This is a genomic window from Ensifer sp. GW821-FHT05G01 (assembly GCF_059419585.1).
Map to the genome: position 1 here is coordinate 1 of NZ_JBWKSC010000001.1, position 26,259 is coordinate 26,259.

The window sequence follows — 26,259 nt, forward strand, 5'->3', positions numbered from 1 at the left end:
CCCGGTAGCTCGTCAGGCTCATAACCTGAAGGCCGCAGGTTCAAATCCTGCCCCCGCAACCAAATCATAAAAGCCCGCTAGGTGAAAACCGGCGGGCTTTTGGCGTTCTCGAGCCATCGACAAAGCGAGCCAAGCGAAGCTCGAACCGACCTTGTGGCCGCCTTCGAAAAAACTTCACGGTGACGCACAATTCCGGCTTGCAGCTCTAGTCGCTAGAGGTCGTAGCCTTGCGGCAAGATATGCAAGGAGCAGGTCATGGCAGGCAATATTCGTGAAAACCGCTATCGGGTCGAGGGCATGGATTGTGCGTCCTGTGCCTCGAAGATCGACACCGCCGTCCGGCGTATGCCGGGTGTCGAGGATGTCTCGGTTTCCGTTGCCGCGGGTACGATGTCGGTCAAGCACGCCGACGACGGCGCGCTTGCGGCGAACATCGTCAGTAAGGTCGGAAAACTCGGTTACCGGCTGCATCCAATCACCGGCCACCAGAAGCCGGCCATTGTTGCCGCACACACTTGCTCGGGCGACCATTCTCACGACCACGACCACGACCACGACCACGACCACGACCATTGCCATGGGCATGGGAATGACGGCGGCAAGCACGCGCACGCCAGCCATCACACGCATGATCATGGCAACAGCCACAACGCTGCCCGGCCATCCGTGTCACAGCCGCCAAATTCCCATGCACACGATCATGGCCCAACGACCGGTCCCTGGTGGCGATCGGGCAAGGGCCGGCTGACGATTGCCTGCGGTGTGGCGTTGGCCGCCGCCTACGGCCTCGGTCACCTTGTTCCGGCCACCGAGCCCTGGATCTTCACGCTTGCCATGCTGGTCGGTCTGCTGCCGATCGCGCGGCGCGCCTTCGCTGCCGCAACCTCGGGCACGCCGTTCTCGATCGAGATGTTGATGACGATTGCCGCCGTGGGAGCCGTCTTCATCGGCGCGACGGAAGAAGCGGCCATGGTCGTCTTGCTCTTTCTCGTCGGCGAACTGCTCGAAGGCGTGGCCGCAGGCAAGGCGCGGGCGAGCATCCAATCGCTGACGGCACTGGTGCCCAAGTCGGCCTATCTTGAGCGCAACGGCCGCGTCGATGAAGTGCCGGCCGAAAGTCTTCATGTCGGCGCCGTCATCCTCGTGCGCCCCGGCGACCGTGTTCCAGCCGATGGCATCATCCTCTCGGGCGAAAGCGCCGTCGACGAAGCACCAGTCACCGGCGAAAGCACGCCGGTGCACAAGGCTGAAGACGACGCACTCGTTGCCGGAACGGTCAATGGCGACGGCGCCCTGCGCGTCCGCGTGACGGCTGCCGCCTCGGACAATACTATTGCCCGCATCGTACGGCTGGTCGAGGAGGCGCAGGAAAGCAAGGCACCGACCGAGCGCTTCATCGATCGCTTTTCGCGCTACTACACACCCGGCGTCGTCGTCGTCGCAGCACTCGTCGCGATCCTGCCGCCGCTTCTGGGTGGCGGCGTCTGGAGTGAATGGATCTACAAGGGGCTGGCGATCCTGTTGATCGGTTGCCCCTGCGCCCTGGTGATCTCGACGCCGGCAGCGATCGCCGCCAGCCTTTCGGCCGGTGCGCGCCGCGGCCTGCTTTTGAAAGGCGGCGCCGTACTGGAAAATGTCGGCAAGATCACCGCTGCGGCCTTCGACAAGACCGGCACGCTGACCGAAGGCAAGCCCCGGGTCACGGATGTCGTCGGCTTCGGCCGCGCCGAAAACGAAGTGCTGGGCCTTGCCGCAGCGCTCGAGCAAGGATCGAGCCATCCATTGGCACGAGCGATCCTGCAGCGTGCCGGAGAGTTGAAGTTGCCGATCCCGGGCATAGCGACGGTAAAGGCGATCGGCGGCAAGGGCCTTGAGGGCGTAGTCGGCACGGCCGATGTGTTCCTCGGTTCGCCGCAGGCTGCAAACGATCGCGTGCCAATGTCACCGGAGCAGAACACGCGCATTGCGGCACTCAACGACGAGGGCAAGACGGTTTCGGTGCTGATTGCTGACAACGCGATCGTCGGTGCAATCGCCATGCGCGATGAACCGCGTCCGGATGCCGCCGCCGGCGTGAAGGCGCTGACCGATGCCGGCATCCATGTGGTCATGCTGACCGGTGACAACCGCCGCACGGCAGAGGCGATTGGCCGGCAATTCGGCATGGAGGTGCGTGCAGAACTGCTGCCTGAGGACAAGCAGCGAATCGTCGGCGAATTGAAGACGTCCGGCTTTAACGTCGCCAAGATCGGAGATGGTATCAACGATGCGCCGGCGCTTGCTGCGGCCGATGTCGGCATCGCCATGGGTGGCGGCACCGATGTGGCCTTGGAGACGGCCGACGCAGCCGTGCTGCATGGCAGGGTTGGAGACGTCGCGGCGATGGTGAACCTTTCCCGCTCTACAATGCGAAACATTTTCCAGAATATCACTATTGCGCTTGGCCTGAAGGCCGTTTTCCTCGTCACCACGATTGCCGGAATCACCGGTCTGTGGCCGGCCATTCTGGCCGATACCGGCGCCACGGTGCTGGTGACCATGAATGCGCTGCGCCTGTTGCGGCCCGCCAGAACGGCTTGAAGCAAAGACATAAAACGGAGCCGGCGGCATCGAATGTCGCCGGTTTTTTGTTGCGATGACCGTTGATCTGCCTGTGTATATTCATGCTGGACTCTCATCAGCGATCCGGTGAGAGTATAAGGAGATCTCGATTGAGGGCTTCCGTGCCGGGAAATCGATGATAAACTTATACCAAATGGTAAAAAAATCGCCGGCACGGTTTCTGGGAAGAAGACCGAAGCGGGCCAGTTTGGGGATCGCAAGGCCAATATGGACAGTATTGCCATCGAACTGCGTGGGATCGACAAGAGCTTCGGTCCGGTTCACGCCAACAAGAATATCAATCTGAAAGTCCGCAAGGGTACGATCCACGGCGTCATCGGCGAAAACGGTGCAGGCAAATCGACCCTGATGTCGATCCTCTACGGCTTCTACCAGGCCGACAGCGGCGAAATCCACGTGGACGGCAAACAGGTGACGATCCGCGACCCGAATGCGGCGATCGCCGCCGGCATCGGTATGGTGCATCAGCATTTCATGCTGGTCGAGAACTTCACCGTTCTCGAAAACATCATGCTCGGCGCGGAAGAAAGCCAGATCCTCAACAAGGGCATTGCCAAGGCGCGTGACGAGTTGAAGCGGCTGGAGCGCGAATACGCGCTCGAGGTCAACCCGGACGCGGTCATCGAGGAATTGCCCGTTGGCCTGCAGCAGCGCGTCGAAATCCTCAAGGCGCTCTACCGCCGCGCCGATATCCTGATCCTCGACGAGCCGACCGGCGTGTTGACGCCGGCCGAAGCCGACCATCTTTTCCGCGTTCTCGAACAGCTGAAGAGCCAGGGCAAGACCATCATTCTCATCACCCATAAGCTTCGCGAAATCATGGCGATTACCGATGAGGTTTCGGTGATGCGGCGCGGCGAGATGGTGGCGACACGCACGACGGCGGAAACCTCGGTCGAGGAACTGGCCGAACTGATGGTTGGCCGTCGCGTGCTGCTGCGCGTCGAAAAGGGCGAAGCCAAGCCAGGCGACGTCAAGCTGTCCGTCAACGGACTGACCGTCAAGGACGGCCGCGGCGTCACCATGGTCGACAATGTCTCGTTCAACCTCAGGGCCGGCGAGATCGTCGGTATTGCCGGCGTTGCCGGCAATGGCCAGTCGGAACTGCTCGAGGCAATCTCCGGTATCCGTCGAGCCGTTTCGGGCGAGGTGCTGCTCAACGGCAAGCCGATCAACGTCACTGGCCATGTCGATCCCAAGGAGCTGCGCGATCGCGGTCTCGCCCACGTGCCGGAAGACCGGCACCACGTCGGCCTGGTTCTGAAGTTCGAGGAATGCGAAAATGCGATCCTTGGCTATCATCACGACAAGCGTTACCTCAATGGCGTCTTCCTGAATGTCGATGCCATCCGCAAGGATGCCGAGCAGCGGATCGCCGAATACGACATCCGCCCGCCGAACGCCCGGTTGAAGACCGCCAATTTCTCCGGCGGCAATCAGCAGAAGATCGTTCTCGCCCGCGAGATGGAGCGGAGCCCGGATGTGCTGATCATCGGCCAGCCGACCCGCGGCGTCGACGTCGGTGCCATCGAATTCATCCACAAACGGATCATCGAGATGCGCGACCAGGGCAAGGCTGTCCTGCTTGTCTCCGTCGAACTCGATGAAATCCGCGCCCTGTCGGACCGTATCCTGGTCATGTTTGCCGGCCGTGTCGTCGGCGAGCGCGATCCCGATGCGACCGAGGGCGAGCTGGGCCTGTTGATGGCCGGCGTCGAAGGCCGCAAGGAGGCCGCAGAATGAGCAATCCCTATGCAAAGCTTCCGGGCTGGGTCGAATACGGCCTCGTCCCGCTGGTCAATCTCGCCGTCGCGTTTCTCGTTGCCGGTCTCGTGGTTCTGCTCGTCGGCGAAAACCCGCTCGAAGCCGCCTACCATCTGATCAACGGTGCCTTCGGCCGCGGCGAATACATCGGCTTCACGCTCTATTACGCCACGACCTTCATCTTCACCGGCCTTGCGGTCGCAGTCGCCTTCCACGCCGGGCTTTTCAACATCGGCGGCGAAGGTCAGGCCTATGTCGGCGGTATCGGCGTCGCGCTCGCGTGCCTCTGGCTCGACCAGACGATGCCGTGGTTCGTGGTTTTCCCGCTGGCGATCATCGGTTCGGCCCTGTTCGGCGCCGCCTGGGCGTTCCTGCCCGGCTGGCTGCAGGCCAAGCGCGGCAGCCATATCGTCATCACCACCATCATGTTCAACTTCATCGCGTCGAGCCTGATGGTCTATCTCCTGACCCGGGTGTTGAAACCGCTCGGCTCGATGTCGCCACAAACCCGCACCTTTGCGGAAGGCGGCCAGCTTCCCAAGCTTGACTGGCTGCTGTCGATCTTCGGGCTCGATATCGGAACCGCGCCGTTCAACGTGTCGTTCCTGCTGGCGCTGGTCGCCGCCTTTGGCGTCTGGCTTTTGATCTGGCGCACCAAGCTCGGCTATGAGATGCGCACCATGGGCCACAGCCCGTCGGCCGCCCGTTATGCCGGCATGAGCGAGAGCCGCATCACCGTCATTACCATGATGATCTCAGGCGCGCTTGCCGGCATGATGGCGCTCAACCCGATCATGGGTGAGCAGGGCCGCATGCAGCTCGATTTCGTCCAGGGTGCAGGCTTCGTAGGCATCGCGGTTGCTCTCATGGGCCGTTCGCATCCCGCCGGCATCATCCCTGCGGCCGTTCTCTTCGGTGTGCTCTATCAGGGCGGCGCCGAGATCTCGTTCGAAATGCCGTCGATCTCGCGCGACATGATCGTCATTATTCAGGGCCTCGTCATTCTGTTTGCGGGCGCCCTTGAAAACATGTTCCGGCCGGCGATCACCCGGTTGTTTTCCACCTCCAGCCGGCGCGCCGCGGTCGTTGCCCAGACCAAGGGAGCTTGAGCCATGGATTTCTTCCACGTCATCGTGGTGCTCCTCGAGTCCACCATCCGCGTCTCCGTACCGCTGATCTTTGCCGCCCTCGCCGGGCTCTTCACCGAGCGTGCCGGTATCTTCGATATCGGCCTTGAGGGCAAAATGCTGGGTGCGGCCTTTGCCGCCGGCGCGGTCGCCGCCATCACCCAGTCCGTCTGGCTGGGGCTGCTTGCCGCCATCCTCATCTCGGTGGCCCTGTCGCTGGTTCATGGTTACGCATCGATCACCCAGCGCGGCAACCAGATCGTTTCCGGCGTCGCCATCAACTTCATCGTCGCCGGTTCCACCGTCATCTTGGGCGAAGCCTGGTTCCGTCAGGGTGGGCGCACGCCGGCGCTGGCCGAAGGCGCCCGGTTCCAGACGATCAATTTCCCCTTCGCGGACACCATTCGCGAGGTTCCCTTCATCGGACCGATCTATGCCGACCTGCTGTCCGGCCATTTCATACTGACCTATCTGGCCTTCGCGATGGTGCCGCTCAGCTGGTGGATCCTTTACCGCACCCGCTTCGGCCTCAGACTGCGCGCCGTCGGCGAAAACCCGGGTGCCGTCGACACAGCCGGCATTTCGGTGATCTGGATGCGGTATCGCGCCGTCATCTGCTGCGGCATCCTGTGCGGCTTTGCCGGCGCCTACCTGTCGCTGGCGATGACCGCAGGCTTCGTCAAGGGCATGACGGCCGGCAAGGGCTATATCGCTCTTGCAGCCTTGATCTTCGCCAAGTGGCGGCCGTTCAACATCATGCTTGCCTGCCTGCTCTTCGGCTTCCTCGATGCATTTGCGATCCGTCTGCAGGGCAATCCCCTGCCGCTGATCGGCCAGGTGCCGGTGCAGCTGATGCAGGCACTGCCCTATATTCTCACCGTCATCTTGCTTGCCGGCTTCATCGGCAAGGCCATCCCGCCGAAAGCCGGCGGTGTCCCCTATGTGAAGGAGCGGTAAGACCATGGAAAACGAGCTCTTCGAGGCCGCCCGCGAGGCGATGGCCAAGGCGCATGCGCCCTATTCCAAGTTTCCGGTGGGTGCCGCGATCCGTGCTGAAGACGGCCAGATCTATACCGGCGCCAACATCGAGAACCTCTCCTTCCCGGAGGGATGGTGTGCCGAGACCACTGCCATCAGCCACATGGTCATGGCCGGCCAGCGCAAGATCATGGAAGTTGCCGTGATTGCCGAGAAGCTGGCGCTCTGCCCGCCTTGCGGCGGCTGCCGGCAGCGGCTTGCGGAATTCTCCGGCGCCAGTACCCGGATCTATCTCTGCGACGAGACGGGCGTGAAGAAGACGCTGGCTCTGTCGGATCTGCTGCCGCACAGCTTCGAGACCGAGATCCTCGGATGAACAGCGCTGCGGAATTTCTGCGGGACAGGCTCGGTGGCCTGTCTCCACGCTATGGCATTGTCCTCGGGTCAGGACTTGGCACACTTGTCGAAGCGGTCGGCGGCGCAATCCGCATTTCCTACGCGGACATTCCCGGTTTCCCTGTCAGCAGCGTTTCCGGCCATGCCGGCGAGCTCGTCGCAGGTTTGCTTGGCGACGTTCCGGTCGTGATGCTGTCCGGCCGGGTGCACTACTACGAGAGTGGTGATGCCAACGCCATGCGCGTGCCGCTGCAAACCCTGAAGGACCTCGGCGTCGAGAACCTGGTGCTGACCAATTCCGCGGGCTCGCTCAGGGACGATCTGCCGCCCGGTTCGGTGATGCGGATTTCGGATCACATCAATTTTTCCGGCTTCAACCCGCTGATCGGCGTTGAAAGCGACGATCGCTTCGTCGGCATGACCAGTGCCTACGATGCAGAGCTTGCCGCGCGCATGCAGGGTGCCGCCGAGCGACTGGGAATTCCCCTGCAGGCGGGCGTCTATATGTGGTTCTCCGGGCCGAGTTTTGAGACGCCGGCGGAAATCCGCATGGCGCGCGTGCTCGGAGCCGATGCCGTCGGCATGTCGACCGTGCCGGAAGTGATCCTTGCGCGCTTCATGGGCCTGAAGGTCGCGGCAGCCTCGGTGATCACCAATTTCGGCGCGGGCATGACCGGTGGCGAACTCAGCCATCATGAAACCAAGGACATGGCCCCCGTCGGCGGCAAGCGGCTCGCCGCGATTCTCAAGGAAATGATTTCCACCGAAGCGGCGGCCAACTGACCATGCTTCCCCAGGAGATCATCCGTCGCAAGCGAAATGGCGGGAGCCTCGAAGCGGCAGACATTGCACGCTTCGTCCGCGGTCTCTCCGATGGCTCGATTTCGGAGGGCCAGGTTGCGGCCTTCGCCATGGCCATCTGGTTTTCAGGCATGAGCCGCGACGAGACGGTGGCGCTGACGCTGGCGATGCGCGATTCCGGCGATACGCTCGACTGGAGCAGCATCGCCCGCCCCATCGTCGACAAGCACTCCACCGGTGGTGTCGGCGACAACGTCTCGCTGATGCTTGCCCCGATCGTTGCCGCATGCGGCCTGGCCGTTCCGATGATCTCCGGGCGGGGATTGGGTCACACCGGCGGCACGCTCGACAAGCTCGAATCCATACCCGGCTATGATATCCAGCCGTCGGCGGCACTGTTTCGCAAGACGGTCGACGAGGTCGGCTGCGCCATTATCGGCCAGACCGCCAATCTGGCGCCGGCCGACAAGCGCCTCTACGCCATCCGGGACGTCACCGCGACCGTCGATTCCGTTCCGCTGATCACCGCATCGATCCTGTCGAAGAAGCTTGCTGCCGGCCTGCAGTCGCTGGTACTCGACGTCAAGGTCGGCAATGGCTCGTTCATGAGCGATGCCGGCGAAGCAGAGGTGCTGGCCCGATCGCTGGTCGATGTCGCCAATGGCGCCGGCGTGCGCACGTCGGCGTTGCTCACGGACATGAATCAGCCTCTGGCCGATGCGGCCGGCAACGCGCTCGAGATCTGGAACTGCCTTGCCTTTCTCAAAGGCGACAAGCGTGGCACCCGTCTGGAAACCGTCGTGATGGCTTTCGCCGCCGAAATGCTTGTTGCAGCCGGTGCGGCAGTCGATCCGCCGGCCGGCGAGGCACTCGCCCGTGGGGCGCTTGAAAACGGTGCGGCGCTCGAGCGTTTCGCCGGGATGGTGCATGCGCTCGGCGGTCCCGCGGATTTCGTCGATCGGCCGGGACAATACCTGGTGCCGGCGCCGGTCATCTTGCCAGTGGAAGCCGAAAGCGACGGCTTTTTGCAGTCCTGCCGGACTCGCGATCTCGGGATGAGCGTTATTGCTCTGGGCGGCGGGCGGACACATCCGAGCGACCAGATCGATCATCGCGTTGGCTTCTCCGCGTTGAAGCCTCTGGGAACGCCGATCGCCAAAGGGGAGCCCTTCGCGTTCGTCCATGCTGCGGACGAGAATGCGGCGGTGCGGGCGCGCCAAGAGATCCGGTCACTCTACGTGATCGCCGACATCCAGCCGGAGACGCGTGCGCCGGTCCTTTCAAGGATCACCTGACCAGGTGCAGAGCGCCGTCTTCGACGCGATAGGATGATAGCCGGCTGAGGAAGCTCATGCCCACGAGCATTCCGGAAAGCGACTTGTCAGGCAGCACGAAGGCGTCGACGTCCCGCAGGGATATGCCGCCAATTTCAACCCTGCTCAGCTTCGTGCGTGCTGCGTCGACCTGGCCATTGGCCGTTCCAACCCGAACGTCGAATTTAAGTGTCGCCGGTGAAAGGCCGAGCCTGCGCGCGGTCGAGACATTGATCGCGATCGTGCTGGCGCCGGTATCGACCATGCCGCGTTCGGTGCGGCCGTTGATGCGGAAGGCGCCGAAGAAATGGCCCGAGCGGTCGGCTTCGAGTACCACCGCCTTGCCCGATGCATATGTTGCCGTCGTTGCCGGAACGGGGGTGCTTGCCGCCGTCTTGCCCGCATCGGTGGTCTCGGGGCTTGAGAGATAGGAACTCGCAAGGTCTGGGATGACCAGGGCCGCAACCGCGATGCCGCCGGCAAATGTCAACAAACGTCCGAACAATGGCCTGGCCTCCCGTGCATTCAAGCATGTCGCGCAAGAACGTGCCGATCGAGCGTTCAGTAGAGCAGGGGAAGGCTAATAGGGCACAAAAAAACCGCCGGTTTGCCGGCGGTTTTTGGTCAATTCTTCGCTCTGGTTAAGAAACGGAAAATTACTTCGTTCCGTACATGCGGTCGCCGGCATCGCCAAGCCCGGGCATGATGTAGCCGAGTTCGTTCAGATGGCTGTCGATCGATGCAGTGAAGATCGGCACATCCGGGTGCGCAGCCTGGAAGTTGCGGATACCTTCGGGCGCTGCGAGCAGGCAGAGGAAGCGCAGGTTCTTCGCGCCGCGTTCCTTCAGCTTGTCGATCGCCGCGATCGAGGAGTTGCCGGTCGCAAGCATCGGATCGACGACGATGATCAGCCGCTCGGACAGGCTTTCGGGTGCCTTGAAGAAGTATTCCACCGCTTCCAATGTATCGTGGTCGCGATAGACGCCGATATGCGAGACGCGGGCCGAAGGCACCAGTTCGAGCATGCCTTCCAGCAGGCCGTTGCCAGCGCGCAGGATCGAAGCGAAGACAAGCTTCTTGCCTTCCAGCACCGGCGCGTCGATCTCCTGCATCGGCGTCTCGATGCGCTCCATCGTCAATTCCAGATCGCGCGTTACCTCGTAGCAGAGCAGCGTCGAGATTTCCCGAAGCAGTCGCCGGAAACCCGCGGTCGAGGTTTCCTTCTTGCGCATGATGGTCAGCTTGTGTTGCACAAGCGGATGATCGATCACTGTTACGCCGTCCATGGCCACCTTCCCGGAAGTTTCTGTATACGCCCTTTTTCCATGGAATGCTCCGCGGCCGCAAGGGCGTTGGGCGGCTCGTTGCGTTCATCCCCAGCCGTGCCGTTCGCCCGGACAGGCACAGGCACGGGTCAGAGGCGTGAAATCAGGGCCTGACGTGTCGCCTCGTCGACGAACGCCGCCTCGATCGCGGTCCTGGTCATGCCGTTGATGTCGTCGTCTTCGAAGCCCATCACCGACGAAGCGATGTCGTATTCCTGGGCAAGGGAGGTGTGGAAGAAGGGCGGGTCGTCAGAATTGAGGGTCACCCGAACGCCGGCCTCGTGCAGGGCCCGCAAGGGATGGGAGCCGAAATCCGGGAAGACCTGCAACGAGATGTTGGATCCGGGGCAGACTTCCAGAACGACACGCTCATCGGCGATCCGCTTGACGAGATCCGCGTCCTCGATCGCGCGCACGCCGTGGCTGATGCGCGACGGCCTGACATGGTTGAGCGCATCGCGCACGCTGAAGGCGCCCGAAAGCTCGCCTGCATGGATCGTCAGACCCAGGCCGGCATCGCGCACGATATCGAAGGCCCGGGCAAAATCGGCGACGCTGTGCATGCGTTCCTCGCCTGCCAGATTGAAGCCGGTGACCAGAGCGTGCTCTCTTTTGGCGGCAAACTCGGCCGTTCTGACGACAGATTCCGGACCGAGATGTCGGATGCCGGTGATCAGCATGCGGGATTCGATCCCGGTCTTTGCCTTCGCCGCCTCCATGCCAGCGGCCAGGCCCTCGAGGTAGGCGTCGGCGCCAAGCCCGATGGTGTTACCGTGATCCGGCGAAACGATGATCTCGCTGTAGATCGTTCCGGCTTCTGCCAGTTCCGTAAGATAGGTTTCGGCAAGAAGCGCATAGTCTTCCTGCGTTCGAAACAGCGAGGCGACTGCGTCGTAGCATTTCACGAAGCTGGTGAAATCCGCCCAGACATAGGCGCGGTCGGCGATGATTTCACTGGTATCGAGCCCGTACTTCTCCGCCTGCAACAGCGCCAGTTCCGGCGGTGTCGCGCCCTCGATGTGGCAGTGCAGTTCCGCCTTCTTCAGATGTGCGGTCAAATGAGGCTTCTCCCGTGTAGGCCCGGTGCGATCCCGAGATGTCTGGCGACCGTTTCGCCGATATGTGCAAAGGTGTTGGCGATCCCGAGCGAACGGCTGCGTACCGCCGGCCCGAACATCAGCACCGGCACGCGCTCGCGTGTATGGTCCGTTCCGCGCCAGGTCGGGTCGCAGCCGTGATCGGCGGTCAGGATGATGATATCGCCGGGTTTCAGCCTCCGGTCGAGATCGGGCAGCCGTGCGTCGAAGGCTTCGAGGGCTGCGGCATATCCCGCGACATCGCGGCGGTGGCCGAAAAGCATGTCGAAATCAACGAAGTTGGTGAAGACGAGGTCGCCATCCTCGGCCTCATCGATTGCGGCAAGGCTCGCATCGAACAGCGCCATGTTGCCGTCGGCCTTGGTCAGCTTCGTCACGCCCTGGTGCGCGAAGATATCGCCGATCTTGCCGATCGCGTGCACCGTGCGGCCGGCGTGCGCCAGCCGGTCGAGAACCGTCGGCTCCGGCGGCAGAACCGAGTAGTCGCGCCGGTTGCCGGTTCGAACAAAGGTCTGTGGGCTTTGCCCGATGAAGGGGCGGGCAATGACGCGGCCGATATTGTGGTCGTCGACGAGGCGGCGAACGACCTGGCAGAACTCCAGCAGTCGGTCCAGCCCGAAAGTGTGCTCGTGTGCGGCAATCTGAAAGACGCTGTCGGAGGAGGTGTAGCAGATCGGCTTTCCCGTCTGCATATGCTCCTCGCCGAGGCGGGCGATGATATCCGTACCGGAGGCGTGGCAATTGCCGAGAATGCCGGGGATGTTGCCCTCGCGGCAGATCGCCTCGACCAGCTCGGCGGGAAACGCGTCGCCTTCGGCCGGGAAATAGCCCCAGTCGAACATGACAGGCGTACCTGCAATCTCCCAATGGCCTGAGGGCGTATCCTTGCCGCGCGAGACTTCGCTCGCAGCGCCGTAGGCGCCGTAGACCCGGCCTGGCACCGGCATGCCCACCGGCACCCGCCCCGTTGCCAATTTCGCCGCGTGCATGAGCCCGAGCGCCGACATGTTGGGAAGATTGAGCGGCCCTTCGCGCAAGCCTGCGCGATCTGCCGCCCCGGTCGCGCAGAATTCGGCGATGTGGCCAAGCGTGTCCGCGCCCAGGTCGCCATAGGTTTCTGCATCCGGCGCACCGCCTATGCCGAAAGAATCGAGGACAAAGAGAAACGCGCGCGCCATGAACGATCCGGTAAGCCGGAGCGCGGGGCAAAGCCCACGGTCCGTTGCTGCAACGAGCGCGGAAGCAGATGCCGCCAGCGCAATCCCGAAGGAATAGCGCCGGCGAAGTCGCATTGCAATTGGGTTCGGTTATGCTGCGATCAGCAGTCGGGGCACTTTATGATTTCCGCCTGGCGCGAACGGAAATAGGCCGTCTTGGACAGGTTGATCGTCTTGAGTGTGCTGGACCCCAGGCCCTCGGCAAAGAGCAGAAGCTCGTGCGGAACGACGAGTTCGGTGCGAACGACGAAGGCTTCGGTGGTGGCAAACTGCGCCGGTACAGTTGTCGCAGAGTTTGCGGGGTAGGGTATCGCGCCACTCTGATCGCGCGACCAGATCACAGTGCCTTTGTTGGCGGCGTCGACTTTGATTCCGGTTATCTTCAGGGTGTATCCAGAATTCTGGTAGGGTGCGAGGATGCTCTTGGCGACACTCGACATGTTGCCGAGATAGGTTTTGTTAACCTCTGACTGTTGCGCCACCATATCCGCCACCGAGCTTGCGGCCCGTTCGACCTTGTTCTTCACCGAGAACCCCAGGGTCACTTCGAACGCCCCGATATAGGCGACGATCAACATTGGGATCACCATGGCGAATTCGATCGCGCCGAAACCGCTGCGGTCTTTTGCGAGCAACGTAATCGCGCCGCGAGTACGGGCAAACAAGGCGATTGTCTTCTTCGTAAGAGAGGTCACGGACGCCCTCATTCGTTTTCGTTGCGGAAAGTCGCGGTCGCGACCATGAGATAGTCTCGTGGCATGCTCGCACCGGCGGGGCGCAGATTGGTCACGAAAGGACGGACAAGGTCCGTGATCACGCTCCATCGGTAGTACGCGCGCAGCACGTTGTATGTGCCCGGTCCTCCCGGTGCGAAGGAGAAGTTCCCGGTATTGATGTCGTTGGATTTGGCCATTCGCGGTATATCGACTGGCAGTTGAGCCAGGTCGGTCGTGCTCTTGACATCGATAAGCAACCTGCTCGGAATGTTCACTTCGTTGCCGGTGCACGTCAGCATCACCGAGATCTCGGCGCAGAACGCCTGACGGAACTGTTTCTCCGTCATGTCGGTGGGCTTGCCTCTGGCGAAGGTGATCTCGCCAGTGCGAACTTTGCGCGCCATCACCTCCGTCGCGTTGGCCAGGAGGCGCTCGCCCGCAAAGGCAAAGAATGTCTCGAAGCAGGCAAAAGTGACCACAAGGAACGGGATCGCCAGAATCGCGAACTCGATCGACGCCGCGCCACTTCTATTCCCAAACAGACGCCGCAGCGGACCGCGATTTGATCTCGAAGATTGCCTAGAGCCTTGAACTTCCTGTTCGGCCAACATCTCGTCGTCCCATCATGTTACGTTTGATGGGTGAGAAATAAGGGGTAACTCTTGATATTTCGTTCTCGATGATCATCGGCATTTTAATGATCGCCGGCGTTTTTTACCTGATTCTAATTGGTGGCGCCGGTCGTTTTGCGTTCGGCATGCCGCTCACAGTTCGGGGTGCACGACAGCACGGTACGTGAAGTCTGCTTGTAGACACGCACGGTATTGCCCTCGTCGATAGAGACGAGAATGCGCTCGTCGACAATCGCATTGCCATCCTGGTCCAGGATCACAAGGTTCGTCGTGCCGAAATTGCGGCCTGTGACGACGATGGTCTTTGCGTCGGCGACCGTTGCGTCGGCAACATCAGCGTTGCCGATGATCACTTTGCTTACGGGGCGATCAAGCTTGAGGACGCGCGCGTGATCCATGTAGACGCGCATGATGTCATCCTGGGCAAGGGCGGGCCGGGTTGGAGACACCGCAAAAAGCCCGACGAGCACGAGAAGAGATAAACTGGCTTGGGCGGTCGTGGAGGGCACAGACATGGGGCGTCCTTGAGGTGACATCGCCGCATCCTCGCGCGTCTTGGTGAATGAAGCGTTAAGGTACAAGCGTCTCGCCAGCGGCCTGGAAATGTTTGCCGTTCGTTTACCCAAAAATCAGCGATGCGACGTTCATCTTTTAGTAACCGCCTTCCTTAAGTCGGTAGCAATCCGGCGGGCATAGGTTGGGCTCATCCGATCAACGGCAACAGTTGGCGGACGTGCTGAACAACAATCGCGAAGTAGGAGAATCATCATGAAGAAGATTTTTGCCCGTCTGATGAAGGACGAGTCTGGCGCAACTGCAATCGAATACGGCCTCATTGCTGCCCTCATCTCCGTTGCGCTGATCGGTGGCGCGACCCAGCTGGGCAACGTTCTCGACGGCCAGTTTACGTTCCTCGCCGATCAGGTGACCGGTTCGCAGACCGCGCCGTAAGGCAACCTTAAGCCTCACGGAATGAAAAGCAGAAAGCCGCCCTTGTTGGCGGCTTTTTGTTACCTTGGCAGATATGTTCAAGAACATCCCGCCTTTAAGACGAATCGCTGAAGGCGGATAAGATGCTCAGGAATCAAAGTGCCGGAGCTCCCTGGTGCGTTCTTCCGAACGCACGGCGCTCTAAGTCTCGCTCGCGGAGTGGATTTCGATAAATGCTCTTGTTGGCCTTCCTTGCAATCTTTCCGCTGTGTCTGATTTGGGCCGCTGCCTCAGATCTGATGACGATGACGATACCGAATCGTCTGTCGCTGCTTCTTGCTGTTGGCGCGGTCCTCGCGAACGTCGCCGCCGGCTCCGGTTTCGTTGACATCGGTTTCGATGTGGCTGCCGGTCTGCTGGTCTTCCTTTTGTGCTTTTGCCTTTTTGCCTCCGGTGTCATGGGGGGCGGTGACGCAAAACTATTGAGCGCCTGCGCTCTTTGGTATGGGCTGAACGGCTCTCTTCTGGCGTTCCTGCTGTATGTCTCGCTTATGGGCGGCGTCTTGACTGTGCTCATTGTGATGTTGCGGTCCAGCCAGCATGTGTTGCTTGCCGCCGGCATTCCAATCCCTGGTCTTTTGCTGACCGCAAAGAAAATTCCCTATGCAATCGCCATTGCTGCCGGCGCCTTCCTGGCCTTTCCGGCCTCGCCCTTGTATCGAATGGCTCTCGCGCAGTTTGGCCTCTAGCGTTGATGGGTGCGGAAAGCTGCTCGGAAGGAGACTGTTAACCATACCCGTAGATGGGTCGTTAACTATAATTACACCAATTCCTGATCAATCTGATCCCGGCATATCTGCGGGGCACAGAAACGATCATGAAACCGGTTCGCATCATCATACTGACGGTGGCCGTCGCGTCGGCGGCGATGGCCGGGTTGTTGGCGATGAAGCTGACCCGCGGTCCTGCCCGGCTAACGGCCGAGCCCGTCATTGAGCGGGCTCCGACTGTCAATGTCCTCGTAGCCAGCAAGAGCTTACCTGTCGGGTCTCGCCTCGGCGGAGACGCCGTCCATTGGATGGCCTGGCCCAAGGACGGCATCGTCGATGGCCTCATCACCGAAGAAAACCGCCCATCGGCGATTGAAGACCTGACCGGCGCCGTCGTTCGGCTGCCGATATTCAATGGTGAGCCGGTGCGCAACGAGAAGGTTGCCGACTCCTCAAGTCGAATCATGTCGTCGCTCCTGCCTGCCGGCAAGCGCGCGGTTGCTACGGAAATTACCGTTGCGACAGGCGCCGGCGGTTTCATCCTGCCGAACGACCGGGTCGACGTCATCATGGTCCGCAAGTCGGACAACGATGTTTTCCTGACGGAAACGGTGCTCAGCAACGTCCGCGTTCTGGCGATCGACCAGCAGGTCGAGGAGAAGGACGATGGCTCCAAATCCGTGGTCGGCACCACGGCGACCCTGGAGCTGACCCCTGATCAATCAAAGGTCATGACCGTCGCCCAGCAGATGGCCGAGCGTATCTCGCTCGCCCTTCGCAGCGTCGCGGATGCTCAGGAGCCCGATACGAACGCAGCGGATTATCTTTTGAGCGGTGATGGCCAACCCAGCATTCAGGTCATCAAGTCTGGCTCCATCGTCAAGGGCGACGGTTCAAGTCAGGGCCAGCAACAATGAGCGATCGAGTGGAGCACAAGGTGAAGCGGATCGGAAATAAGTTTCGGGCGTCTGTTGCTGCGGGCCTGTCGTTTTGCCTGACATTTTCGGGCATCGCGCTGCCAACGCTCCCGTCCGCCCATGCGGCTGCCTCCTCGGTCGTCAGGATCGTCGAAAGCGGGCCGGGGGCGAAGAAGAAGGTCAGCCTTGGGCTGAACAAGGCCGTTGTCGTCGATCTACCTTCCGATGCCCACGATATTCTCGTTGCTGACCCATCCCTCGCCGATGCCGTTACGCGCACATCCAGACGGATTTATCTCTTTGGTAAATCCGTGGGGCAGACCAACATTTTCGTATTCGGGCCGAACGGCGAAGAGATCGTCAGTCTTGACGTCGAGGTCGAGCGCGACATCGCCAACCTGCAGTCAAACCTGCGCCGTTTCATTCCCGATGCCGACATCAATGTCGAAATCATCTCCGACAACATCGTCCTGACAGGCACCGTGCGCACGCCGCTCGATTCGACACGCGCCGTCGACCTCGCCAAGGCCTTCCTCCAGGGCGGTGAAGCGACCACACGCAACATTACCGCGCAGGGCAACAATGGTGATGCCGATATCTTTGCTGAGGATCGGCAGGTCTCGCAGATCGTCAACCTGCTGACCATCGATGGCGATGATCAGGTCACGCTGAAAGTTACGGTTGCCGAGGTCAGCCGCCAGGTCCTCAAGCAACTCGGCTTCAACGGCAGCGTCTCCGATGGCGACAGCAGCATCGGATTCCGCAACCCCGCCAACCTCGGAGACGCCATCGGGCTCGGCGCAAACGCACTCATCAAGGGCTCGATTGGTGGAACGACGATAGCAAGCTACATCAATGCGATGGAGCAGGCAGGCGTGATGCGCACGCTTGCCGAGCCGAGCTTGACCGCGATTTCGGGCCAAGAGGCGAAATTCTACGTTGGCGGCGAGTTTCGGCTGCCCGGCATGCAAGAGGTCGAAAGGGACCCCACCACCGGCCTGAGTAAGGTCAAACGCGAGGTCAACGACGTCGAATACGGCATTCGCCTGAACTTCAAGCCTGTCGTTCTCGGTCCTGGCAGGATCAGCCTGCAGGTCGAGACCGAAGTGTCGGAGCCGACCTACGAAGGCAGTGTCGTTACCGGCAACGGCTCCAACGCCATCCCCGGCAACACCTTCCTCGGCATTCGCAAGCGCGAGGCATCGACCAGCGTCGAGCTTCCTTCTGGTGGTTCGATCGTCATCGCCGGTTTGGTGCAGGACAACATCCGTCAGGCGATGTCCGGCGTGCCGGGCGCCTCGAAGATCCCGGTCCTCGGAACGCTCTTCCGCAGCAAGGATTTCGTCCGCAACGAGACCGAACTCGTCATCATCGCGACGCCCTATCTCGTGCGGCCAGTGGCCAGAAGCGCGATCTCCAGGCCCGACGACAATTTCAATGCAGCCAATGATTGGGAGAGCTTCTTCCTTGGTCGCGTGAACCGGATCTACGGGCGCCCGGAAGCATCCGCTCCGGCTGGCCGCTACCACGGCAACGTTGGCTTCATCTACAAATAGGCTGGGTCATGCAAACGCGAAGCAGCTTCCACGAGAATTCTGAAAGGCCGAGTGCCATGCCCCTCAACAGATCCGGAATGCCCGCCCGTCATTTGCGGCATGTTGCAATCCTCGTCGTTGCCGCGGGGCTGCTTGCCGGCTGCGGCACCAAGGACAATCTTGCAACGGGCTCCATCCCGGATGACTACCGTACCCGCCACCCGATCGTGCTTGCCGAAGGTGAGCGTACGATCGATATCCCGATCGCCTCCGGCGATCGCCGGTTGACGCAGGGCACGCGCGACGTCATCAGCGGCTTTGCGGCCGACTATCGCAATTTGTCGACCGGTGTTGTCCAGATCATGCTGCCGCGCGGCTCGGCAAACAGCCACGCAGCCCAGGCCATGCGCAAGGAGATCCGCAGCGTTCTCGTTGCCGCCGGTGTCCCGGCCAAGCGATTGATCGAGGCGGGCTACGAGGCCGGTCCGATGGGTGACGCTGCACCTGTTCGCATTAGCTATGTGGCGATCACCGCCCAGACGTCCCCCTGTGGTGAATGGCCCGAGGACGTTGCGCTCAATACGATCCAGAACCGCAACTACTATAATTTCGGCTGCGCATCGCAATCCAATCTGGCGGCGCAGATCGCCAATCCGACCGATCTGCTCGGCCCGCGTCAGATGTCGCCGATCGATGCCGAGCAGCGTGGTCAGGTCATCAAGGACTGGCGCGGAACCGAAAAGAGTGACGGACCCGTCATCGTCTTCAATTGATATCGTTGGGATCATCAGATGAGCACCATTGAGTACAGGATCGAAACGGGCGCCGCGGCCGGCGACCTCGCCTTCGATACCGTGCAGCCGGGTGACCTCGAGCAGGTCCGCCCGCTGCCGCGCATCTCGATCCACGCGTTTTGCGAAACCGAGGCGATGCAGCGACTGATGGAGCGTTGCGGCCAGGATCGCCGTATGGCGAAGGTCAGCTTGCGCATCAACAACGGCGGCATCGATGCCGCGGCCAACATGTTTGCGAGCGTGTCGACGCCGAACCTGATCATTCTGGAAACATCGGCCGATCCGCGGTTCCTGCTGAGCGAACTTGCGCCGCTGGCCGCGGTCTGCGATCCGAGCACCAAGGTGATCCTCGTCGGCAAATACAACGATATCGGGCTTTATCGCGAGCTCATCCGCAACGGTATTTCGGAATACATGGTCGCGCCCGTGGCAATGCCAGACGTTCTGTCCGCGGTCGCATCGATCTTCGTCGATCCCGACGCCGAGCCATTGGGACGCAGCCTGGCGTTTATCGGCGCCAAGGGCGGCAGCGGTTCGTCTGCCATCGCGCACAATTGCGCCTGGGGAATTTCGAACCTCTTTTCGACGGAGACCATCCTTGCCGATCTCGACCTGCCTTATGGCACCGCCAACATCGATTTCGACCAGGACCCGCCGCAAGGCATATCGGAGGCGGTTTTCGCGCCGGAGCGGCTCGACGAGGTTTTTCTCGATCGGCTTCTGACCAAATGCTCCGACCATCTTTCGCTGCTTGCGGCGCCGTCGATGCTGGATCGTGCCTATGACTTCGAGGGCGGTGCCTTTCATCCGATCCTTGAGATCTTGCAACGCAGCGCGCCGGTTTCGGTGCTCGACATCCCGCATATGTGGACGGATTGGACACGCTCGGTGCTCGGCGAATCCGATGAAATCGTCATTACGGCGGTGCCGGATCTCGCTAGCCTTCGCAACACGAAGAACCTGCTTGATGCCTTGAAGAAGCTTCGGCCGAACGACAAGCAACCCCACCTTGTCTTGAACCAGGTGGGCATGCCGAAACGTCCGGAGATCGCGGTGAACGAATTCTGCGAATCGCTGGAAATCGAAGCGGCAGCCATAATTCCGTTCGATGCGGTCCTGTTTGGCAATGCATCGAACAGCGGCCGCATGATTGCGGAGATCGACAAGAAGTCGGCAGCAGCCGAAACCTTCTCCCAGCTCGCGCACCTGCTCACCGGCCGCGCGTCGATGAAGAAGGCGCGGCGCGGCGGTCTCGGCAAGATGCTTGCGGCGCTCGGCAGAAAATAGACGGCGCACAGAACGGGCGGATCAGGAACATGTTCGGCAAACGCGGAAACGAAGGCTTCGGCAAGGGCGGCACCACAGGTGCCGCGATGCCGCCGATCGCCCCGGTCACGCAATCGGCGGTGATCGAGCGCGCCGCGGTGCCGGTGCTTGCCGACCCGCAAACGTCCGCCGCTCGCCCACAATCTCCAGCCCCGGCACAAAGAAAGCGACCCGCGCGCACCGAGGACTACTACGATACCAAATCGCAGGTCTTCTCGGCTCTGATCGATACGATCGACCTGTCGCAGCTGGCCAAGCTCGATACGGAAAGCGCTCGCGAGGAAATTCGCGATATCGTCAACGACATCATCACGATCAAGAACTTCGCGATGTCGATCTCCGAGCAGGAAGAGCTGCTCGACGATATCTGCAACGACGTGCTTGGCTACGGGCCACTGGAGCCGCTGCTCGCGCGCGACGACATCGCCGATATCATGGTCAACGGTGCCGGCCAGACCTTCATCGAAGTCGCCGGAAAGACCATCGAGTCCGAGGTCCGCTTCCGCGACAATGCCCAGCTTCTGTCGATCTGCCAGCGGATCGTGGGGCAGGTGGGGCGGCGCGTCGACGAATCCAGTCCCATCTGCGATGCGCGTCTTCCCGACGGCTCGCGCGTCAACGTCATCGCGCCGCCGCTCGCCATCGACGGCACGGCACTGACCATCCGCAAATTCAAGAAGGACAAGCTGAAGCTCGACCAGCTGGTGAAATTCGGTGCGATCACGCCGGAAGGTGCCGTCCTTCTTCAGATCATCGGCCGCGTCCGCTGCAACATCGTCATTTCGGGTGGTACCGGTTCGGGCAAGACGACGCTCCTCAATTGCTTGACCGGCTTCATCGATCTCGACGAACGGGTGATCACCTGCGAAGACACGGCCGAACTGCAATTGCAGCAGCCGCATGTGGTTCGTCTCGAAACCCGGCCGCCGAATATCGAAGGCGAGGGTGAGATCACCATGCGGGATCTCATCAAGAACTGCCTGCGCATGCGACCCGAACGCATCATCGTCGGCGAAGTGCGCGGACCTGAGGTGTTCGACCTTCTGCAGGCGATGAACACCGGCCATGACGGCTCGATGGGAACCATCCACGCCAATACGCCGCGAGAATGCCTCGCCCGCATGGAATCGATGATCGCCATGGGTGGCTTCACGCTGCCGGCCAAGACTGTCCGCGAGATCATATCCGGATCCATCGACGTCATCATCCAGGCTGCGCGCCTGCGCGATGGTTCGCGCCGTATCACCCACATCACGGAAGTGGTCGGCATGGAAGGCGATGTCATCATCACGCAAGACCTGATGCGTTACGAAATTGAAGGCGAAGATGCCAACGGCCGCATTATTGGCCGCCACGTTTCGACCGGCATCGGGCGTCCGCATTTTTGGGACCGCGCCCGCTACTTCAACGAAGACAAGCGCCTGGCGGCGACGCTCGACGCCATGGACAAGGGCTAGGATCCGCGATGTTCGGCATAGGCCTTCCCGTCCTCGCCTTGGCTGCCCTGGTCGCGATATCGGCGTCGGCGCTGGCCTATGGCGTGATGTATTCGCGCATCGAAAGCGAGAAGAAGACGGAAGGTCGTGTGCGCAGAGTGAGCGCGGCCGAAACAGATCGGGTCAAGGTCAAGGCGGCCCGTGACCGCGTCAACGAGATGTCGAAGCGGCGCAAGTCGGTCCAGGATTCGCTTAAGGAGCTCGAGAAGAAGCAGCAGGAAAAATCGGCGAAAGCCGCGCCCTCGATGAAGGCGCGGCTGGCGCAGGCAAATCTGTCTATCTCGTTGGCAAAATTCTATGTTTTCAGCGCACTGTTCGGTCTCTTTGCAACCTTTGTCGCGTTGATCCTGGGTGCCGGTCTGGCCATAGCCGCGGGCATCGGCGTCATTGTCGCTGCAGGCCTGCCGCGTTGGCTGGTCAACTTCCTGATCAAGCGCCGTTGCAAGAAGTTTCTTGAAGAGTTCCCGAACGCGCTCGACGTCATGGTTCGGTCGATCAAATCCGGCCTGCCTTTGAACGACGCGCTCCGCCTCATCGCCAATGATGGGCAGGAACCGGTAAAGAGCGAATTCCGTAGGGTGGTGGAATCGCAGCAGGTCGGGCTGAGTGTCACCGATGCCTGCGCCCGTATGATCAATCACATGCCGCTGTCGGAGGTTAATTTCTTTGCGATCGTGATCGGCATTCAGGCTCAAGCCGGCGGTAACCTGTCCGAAGCGCTTGGCAACCTGTCGAAGGTCCTGCGCGAGCGCAAGAAGATGAAGGCCAAGGTCAATGCTCTGTCGATGGAAGCCAAGGCTTCGGCCTGGATCATCGGTGCCTTGCCATTCATCGTGTCGACCCTCGTCTATCTGACATCGCCTGACTACATGATGATCCTGTTCACCGATCAGCGCGGGCATCTGATTATCGGTGCGGGTCTCGTCTGGATGAGCATCGGCATCCTGATGATGCGCAATATGATCAACTTCGACATCTGAGGTGCAATTATGGGCGAAGGATTGGTCAAGGCGCTCACGGATCCCAACATCATCCTTGCTGTTCTCGTCTCGTTTGCGGTGCTGGCGACGTTCTATTCGCTGGTGGTGCCATTCTTCGAGCGTGGAGATCTCGGCAAGCGGATGAAATCTGTGGCCACCGAGCGGGAGCAGATACGCGCGCGGGAACGCGCCCGCCTCGCCACGGAGGTCTCGAACGGCAAGGCCAGTCTGCGCGGGCAGAACAACACGTCCGTTCGCCAGGTCGTCGAACGGTTGAACCTGCGCAAGGCCCTCGTCGACGACAATACCGTCAACCGCCTCAAGACTGCCGGCTATCGCTCGCAGAATGCGCTCAATACGTTCCTTTTCGCGCGGTTCTGCCTTCCGTTCCTGTTTCTGGTCGTCGCGGTCGTCTACATCTTCGTGCTCGGCAATTTCGCCGAGAAACCTTTCATGATGCGGTTCGCATTCGCCATCGGATTTGCCTATGTCGGTTTCTATGCGCCGAACATCTTTGTCGCCAATGCCATCGCCAAGCGACAGCACTCCATCCGTCGCGCCTGGCCGGATGCGCTTGATCTCCTCTTGATCTGCGTTGAATCCGGTGTGTCGATGGAGCTCGGCATGCGACGCGTCGCCGACGAGATCGCCTCCCAGTCGCCGGCCTTGGCAGAAGAACTGGTGCTGACGACGGCCGAGCTTTCGTTCCTGCCCGAACGCCGTATCGCGCTTGAGAACCTTGGACAGCGCACCGGGCTAGATGACGTCAAATCGGTGGTACAGGCGCTGATCCAGGCGGATCGCTACGGAACGCCGATCGCCCAGGCGCTGCGCGTGTTGGCACAGGAAAGCCGTGACCAGCGCATGAATGCAGCGGAAAAGAAGGCGGCCGCTTTGCCGCCGAAGCTCACCGTGCCGATGATCCTGTTCTTCCTGCCGGTTCTCGTCGCCGTCATCCTCGGTCCGGCCGGCATCCAGGTCGCCGACAAATTCTGACATCCCGGATCAAAGGTAACGCAAGGGAAGGGCGGGCAGGTGCAGCGCGCCAGAGGGCACTTTGAGTGCGTCAGCCGACAATATGGCGATTGCCAGCTGGCAAAGCTCAGTTGGTGTTCGCGTCGTCCGCCTTGGCAAGCTCTTTCCATGCGCCCTGCTGTGACAGCATCGAGCGCAGATACGTCACATTTGCCTCGGCCTGATCGCCCGACAGTTCCTGGCGGGCGATCGTTTCGGCCTCTTGAAAGCGTCCCTGCAGGCCCACGGCAAGTGCCAGGTTCTGTCGCACGCTGCTGTCGGCGCCCGGTTGGCCCGCTGCCGATTTCAAATAGGTTTCGGCCGTGCGCAGGTCCTTGGTCAGAAGATAGGACATGCCGAGGTTGGAAAGCACCGACGGCTCGTTCGGCTTGAGTTCCAGCGCCTCGCGGTAGCGCAGGCGTGCCTCCTGGGATCGGCCGAGTTGGTCGAGGATTGCGCCTTCTGCCGATTTCAGCTTCCAGTCCGGCCGGTCCGGTGTCTGGGCGCGGCTGATCGTGTTCAATGCCTGTTCCAGCTGGCCGGCGGCCGCCTGCGCCTTGCCGTAGGCGCCGAGAACTTCGCGGTCCTGCGGATGGTTGATCGCGACCTGCTGCATGACGGCGAGTGCCTGTTCGTTGCGTCCGGTCATACGCAGGAGGTTGGCGTAGTTGAGCCCGGCCTCGCGGTCCTTGGGGTTCTTCTCATAGGCCTGGCCGATGCTTTCGGCCGCCTGCGACAGCTCCGATGCGGTCATTGATTGGACGGGCTTCGACGTGCGCGAGATCGAACCGGTCGTCAGTTCCTTCTTCGGCTGGTTGGCGCAACCGGCCACAGACAGGGCGACGATCGCGATCGCAGCGCCTTGTATGAGACGGGTGACATTTCGGGATGAGATCGTGTTGTGTTTGGCCATCGGCGGTGTCCCCAGCATGCATTCGCGCACCAGAACTCCAAACAACATCGGCGCAACTTTCACTCCAGCAATAATCTGTTAACCCTAACAGAGCGTTAATTGCGCGAATCCATCTCTGTCAGCCGAGGACTTCCATGGCCCCCTATCAGTTCATCGAACGGCCGTCGCCGTTCAACACCAGCGCAGGCAAGACGCTGCCGATCTTCGCAGTCACGCCGGCGCATATCGAAACGGGAGCCATCGATCCGATCGCGCTTGATTGGGCGCGCAAGGCCGGCTTCAAGGCCGAATCGGGCGCCGTGCTGCTGATCCCGTCTTCGGATGGCCATCTCGGCGGCGCGCTCTTCGGTCTGGGCAGCAACCCGTCCGAGGCGCCGTTCCTGACCGGCAAGCTCGCGCGCGCTCTGCCGGCCGGAAAATGGCATATCGAAACCGCACCGCTGACAGCCAACCGCCTGGCGCTCGGCTATGGCCTCGGCTCCTATCGTTTCGAGCGCTACAAGTCGGCAAAGGGCGAGCCGCCGACCTTGTTGATCCCGAGCGATGCCGATGCGACCGACATCAAGCGCCAGCTCGCCGGCGTCTTTCTTGCCCGCGACCTCATCAACACGCCGACCAACGACATGGGACCGGAAGCGCTGGAAGGGGCATTCCGCGCGCTTGCGACGCATTACAAGGCCGATGTCTCGGTGATATCGGGCGAGGCGTTGCTGACGCAGAACTTCCCGCTCGTGCACACCGTCGGCCGGGCCAGCGCCGAAGCACCCCGCCTTCTCGAGCTGCGCTGGGGCAAGAAGGGCCACAAGAAGGTAACGCTGGTCGGCAAGGGCGTCTGCTTCGACACCGGCGGCCTCGACATCAAGCCCGCGTCCTCCATGCTCCTGATGAAGAAGGACATGGGCGGTGCCGCCAACGTCATGGGCCTCGCGCTGATGATCATGGACGCAAAGCTCAAGGTCGACCTGCGCGTCATCATTCCTGTCGTCGAGAACTCGATCTCGGCCAATGCCTTCCGCCCCGGCGATATCTATCGCAGCCGCAAGGGCCTGACGGTGCAGATCGACAACACCGACGCCGAAGGCCGGCTCATTCTTGCCGATGCGCTCGCCTATGCCGATGAGGAAAAGAACGATCTTCTCGTCGATATGGCAACGCTCACCGGTGCCGCCCGCGTTGCGCTCGGCCCCGACCTGCCGCCGTTCTTCACCGACGACGCTGAGCTGGCGCACGACTTGACGGAAGCGAGCCTCAGCGTTGACGATCCGATGTGGCGCATGCCCTTGCACATGGGGTACGACAAGGATGTCTCGGCGCGCATCGCCGACCTGACGAACGCGCCTTCCGGCGGCATGGCAGGCTCGATCACCGCAGCACTCTTCCTCAAGCGCTTTGTCACCAACACCAAGAGCTGGGTGCATTTCGATATCTTCGGATGGGCGCAGTCCGAACGGCCGCATTCGCCTATTGGCGGCGAGGCCCAGGCCATTCGCGCGCTTTACCAGCATATCGGGCAGATGGCCAAGTAAGGCTTAGATCAAGACGACCGGCGCTGTCCCTGCGCCGGTCGCTTCAAAAAGAAACGCTTGCGTAACGGTC

Annotated in this window: 25 protein-coding genes; 17 read left to right on the forward strand and 8 right to left on the reverse strand. The window is 61.4% G+C overall.

Annotated elements, in window-relative coordinates; translation table 11 throughout:
- Nucleotides 1–255: 255 nt before the first annotated feature.
- The 7 genes from AC07UR_RS00005 to deoA all read left to right on the forward strand — a co-directional run bounded on the left by AC07UR_RS00005 (nt 256) and on the right by deoA (nt 8,983).
- Nucleotides 256–2,580 carry a heavy metal translocating P-type ATPase gene (locus tag AC07UR_RS00005; RefSeq protein WP_209788420.1) on the forward strand — a complete coding sequence of 775 codons (2,325 nt, stop codon included), beginning with the start codon at nt 256–258 and terminating at the stop codon, nt 2,578–2,580.
- A gap of 249 nt (nt 2,581–2,829) precedes the next feature.
- Nucleotides 2,830–4,365: an ABC transporter ATP-binding protein gene (locus AC07UR_RS00010; protein ID WP_209788418.1), complete on the forward strand. Its 1,536-nt coding sequence runs from the start codon at nt 2,830–2,832 to the stop codon at nt 4,363–4,365.
- On the forward strand, nt 4,362–5,495 hold the full coding sequence (locus AC07UR_RS00015) for an ABC transporter permease (RefSeq protein WP_173418523.1): 1,134 nt from the start codon (nt 4,362–4,364) through the stop codon (nt 5,493–5,495). Before AC07UR_RS00010 ends, AC07UR_RS00015 begins: the two co-directional genes overlap by 4 nt.
- Before the next feature lie 3 nt (nt 5,496–5,498).
- On the forward strand, nt 5,499–6,470 hold the full coding sequence (locus AC07UR_RS00020) for an ABC transporter permease (RefSeq protein WP_077499548.1): 972 nt from the start codon (nt 5,499–5,501) through the stop codon (nt 6,468–6,470).
- A 4-nt stretch (nt 6,471–6,474) separates the two neighbouring features.
- Entirely contained in the window at nt 6,475–6,867 is a 393-nt protein-coding gene (locus AC07UR_RS00025; RefSeq protein WP_077499546.1) for a cytidine deaminase, read from the forward strand.
- The gene (locus AC07UR_RS00030; RefSeq protein WP_209788415.1) at nt 6,864–7,670 is read left to right on the forward strand and encodes a purine-nucleoside phosphorylase; all 807 of its coding nucleotides are present in this window, start codon (nt 6,864–6,866) and stop codon (nt 7,668–7,670) included. The genes AC07UR_RS00025 and AC07UR_RS00030 overlap by 4 nt, the downstream gene beginning before the upstream one ends.
- A complete protein-coding gene (deoA, locus tag AC07UR_RS00035; RefSeq protein ID WP_209788570.1) occupies nt 7,667–8,983 on the forward strand; it encodes a thymidine phosphorylase in 1,317 nt (438 codons plus the stop codon). Before AC07UR_RS00030 ends, deoA begins: the two co-directional genes overlap by 4 nt.
- Here deoA and AC07UR_RS00040 read toward each other — a convergent pair.
- The 7 genes from AC07UR_RS00040 to AC07UR_RS00070 form a co-directional block, all read right to left on the reverse strand.
- Nucleotides 8,976–9,506: a retropepsin-like aspartic protease family protein gene (locus AC07UR_RS00040; protein ID WP_209788412.1), complete on the reverse strand. Its 531-nt coding sequence runs from the start codon at nt 9,504–9,506 to the stop codon at nt 8,976–8,978. The two genes, deoA and AC07UR_RS00040, sit on opposite strands and share 8 nt — an antisense overlap.
- Nucleotides 9,507–9,657: 151 nt before the next feature.
- Nucleotides 9,658–10,287: a uracil phosphoribosyltransferase gene (upp, locus tag AC07UR_RS00045; protein ID WP_077499538.1), complete on the reverse strand. Its 630-nt coding sequence runs from the start codon at nt 10,285–10,287 to the stop codon at nt 9,658–9,660.
- 128 nt (nt 10,288–10,415) lie between these two features.
- The gene (locus tag AC07UR_RS00050; RefSeq protein ID WP_209788410.1) at nt 10,416–11,384 is read right to left on the reverse strand and encodes an adenosine deaminase; all 969 of its coding nucleotides are present in this window, start codon (nt 11,382–11,384) and stop codon (nt 10,416–10,418) included.
- Nucleotides 11,381–12,601, reverse strand: a complete 1,221-nt coding sequence (locus AC07UR_RS00055; protein ID WP_209788407.1) for a phosphopentomutase — start codon at nt 12,599–12,601, stop codon at nt 11,381–11,383. Before AC07UR_RS00055 ends, AC07UR_RS00050 begins: the two co-directional genes overlap by 4 nt.
- 140 nt (nt 12,602–12,741) lie before the next feature.
- Nucleotides 12,742–13,347, reverse strand: coding sequence for a TadE/TadG family type IV pilus assembly protein (locus AC07UR_RS00060; protein WP_173418529.1), 606 nt, complete (start codon nt 13,345–13,347; stop codon nt 12,742–12,744).
- Nucleotides 13,344–13,967 (reverse strand): TadE/TadG family type IV pilus assembly protein, encoded by a 624-nt coding sequence (locus AC07UR_RS00065; protein ID WP_173418530.1) that lies wholly within the window; start codon nt 13,965–13,967, stop codon nt 13,344–13,346. The genes AC07UR_RS00060 and AC07UR_RS00065 overlap by 4 nt, the downstream gene beginning before the upstream one ends.
- A 113-nt stretch (nt 13,968–14,080) precedes the next feature.
- Nucleotides 14,081–14,503: a pilus assembly protein N-terminal domain-containing protein gene (locus tag AC07UR_RS00070; protein WP_173420924.1), complete on the reverse strand. Its 423-nt coding sequence runs from the start codon at nt 14,501–14,503 to the stop codon at nt 14,081–14,083.
- 253 nt (nt 14,504–14,756) lie between these two features.
- Here AC07UR_RS00070 and AC07UR_RS00075 point away from each other — a divergent pair, with 253 nt between their 5' ends.
- The 9 genes from AC07UR_RS00075 (at nt 14,757) to AC07UR_RS00115 (ending at nt 23,732) form a co-directional block, all read left to right on the forward strand.
- Entirely contained in the window at nt 14,757–14,939 is a 183-nt protein-coding gene (locus tag AC07UR_RS00075) for a Flp family type IVb pilin (RefSeq protein ID WP_173418531.1), read from the forward strand.
- A 212-nt stretch (nt 14,940–15,151) separates the two neighbouring features.
- Nucleotides 15,152–15,667 (forward strand): A24 family peptidase, encoded by a 516-nt coding sequence (locus AC07UR_RS00080; protein WP_209788405.1) that lies wholly within the window; start codon nt 15,152–15,154, stop codon nt 15,665–15,667.
- A gap of 128 nt (nt 15,668–15,795) precedes the next feature.
- Nucleotides 15,796–16,605 (forward strand): Flp pilus assembly protein CpaB, encoded by an 810-nt coding sequence (gene cpaB, locus AC07UR_RS00085; RefSeq protein WP_173418533.1) that lies wholly within the window; start codon nt 15,796–15,798, stop codon nt 16,603–16,605.
- A 20-nt stretch (nt 16,606–16,625) separates the two neighbouring features.
- A complete protein-coding gene (locus AC07UR_RS00090; RefSeq protein ID WP_173420925.1) occupies nt 16,626–18,161 on the forward strand; it encodes a type II and III secretion system protein family protein in 1,536 nt (511 codons plus the stop codon).
- Between the two features lie 77 nt (nt 18,162–18,238).
- The gene (locus AC07UR_RS00095; RefSeq protein ID WP_412728328.1) at nt 18,239–18,913 is read left to right on the forward strand and encodes a CpaD family pilus assembly protein; all 675 of its coding nucleotides are present in this window, start codon (nt 18,239–18,241) and stop codon (nt 18,911–18,913) included.
- A gap of 18 nt (nt 18,914–18,931) precedes the next feature.
- Entirely contained in the window at nt 18,932–20,221 is a 1,290-nt protein-coding gene (locus tag AC07UR_RS00100; protein WP_209788403.1) for a CpaE/TadZ family protein, read from the forward strand.
- Nucleotides 20,222–20,250: 29 nt separating this feature from the next.
- Complete coding sequence (locus tag AC07UR_RS00105; RefSeq protein ID WP_209788401.1) at nt 20,251–21,717, forward strand: TadA family conjugal transfer-associated ATPase; 1,467 nt, start codon at nt 20,251–20,253, stop codon at nt 21,715–21,717.
- Nucleotides 21,718–21,725: 8 nt separating this feature from the next.
- Nucleotides 21,726–22,736 (forward strand): type II secretion system F family protein, encoded by a 1,011-nt coding sequence (locus tag AC07UR_RS00110; protein WP_209788399.1) that lies wholly within the window; start codon nt 21,726–21,728, stop codon nt 22,734–22,736.
- A 9-nt stretch (nt 22,737–22,745) separates the two neighbouring features.
- Nucleotides 22,746–23,732, forward strand: coding sequence for a type II secretion system F family protein (locus AC07UR_RS00115; RefSeq protein ID WP_209788398.1), 987 nt, complete (start codon nt 22,746–22,748; stop codon nt 23,730–23,732).
- 106 nt (nt 23,733–23,838) lie between these two features.
- Here AC07UR_RS00115 and AC07UR_RS00120 read toward each other — a convergent pair whose 3' ends face one another.
- Nucleotides 23,839–24,663, reverse strand: a complete 825-nt coding sequence (locus AC07UR_RS00120; RefSeq protein ID WP_209788394.1) for a tetratricopeptide repeat protein — start codon at nt 24,661–24,663, stop codon at nt 23,839–23,841.
- A gap of 134 nt (nt 24,664–24,797) precedes the next feature.
- Between AC07UR_RS00120 and AC07UR_RS00125 the strand changes: the two genes are divergently transcribed.
- The gene (locus AC07UR_RS00125; RefSeq protein WP_209788392.1) at nt 24,798–26,189 is read left to right on the forward strand and encodes a leucyl aminopeptidase family protein; all 1,392 of its coding nucleotides are present in this window, start codon (nt 24,798–24,800) and stop codon (nt 26,187–26,189) included.
- Nucleotides 26,190–26,259: the final 70 nt, after the last annotated feature.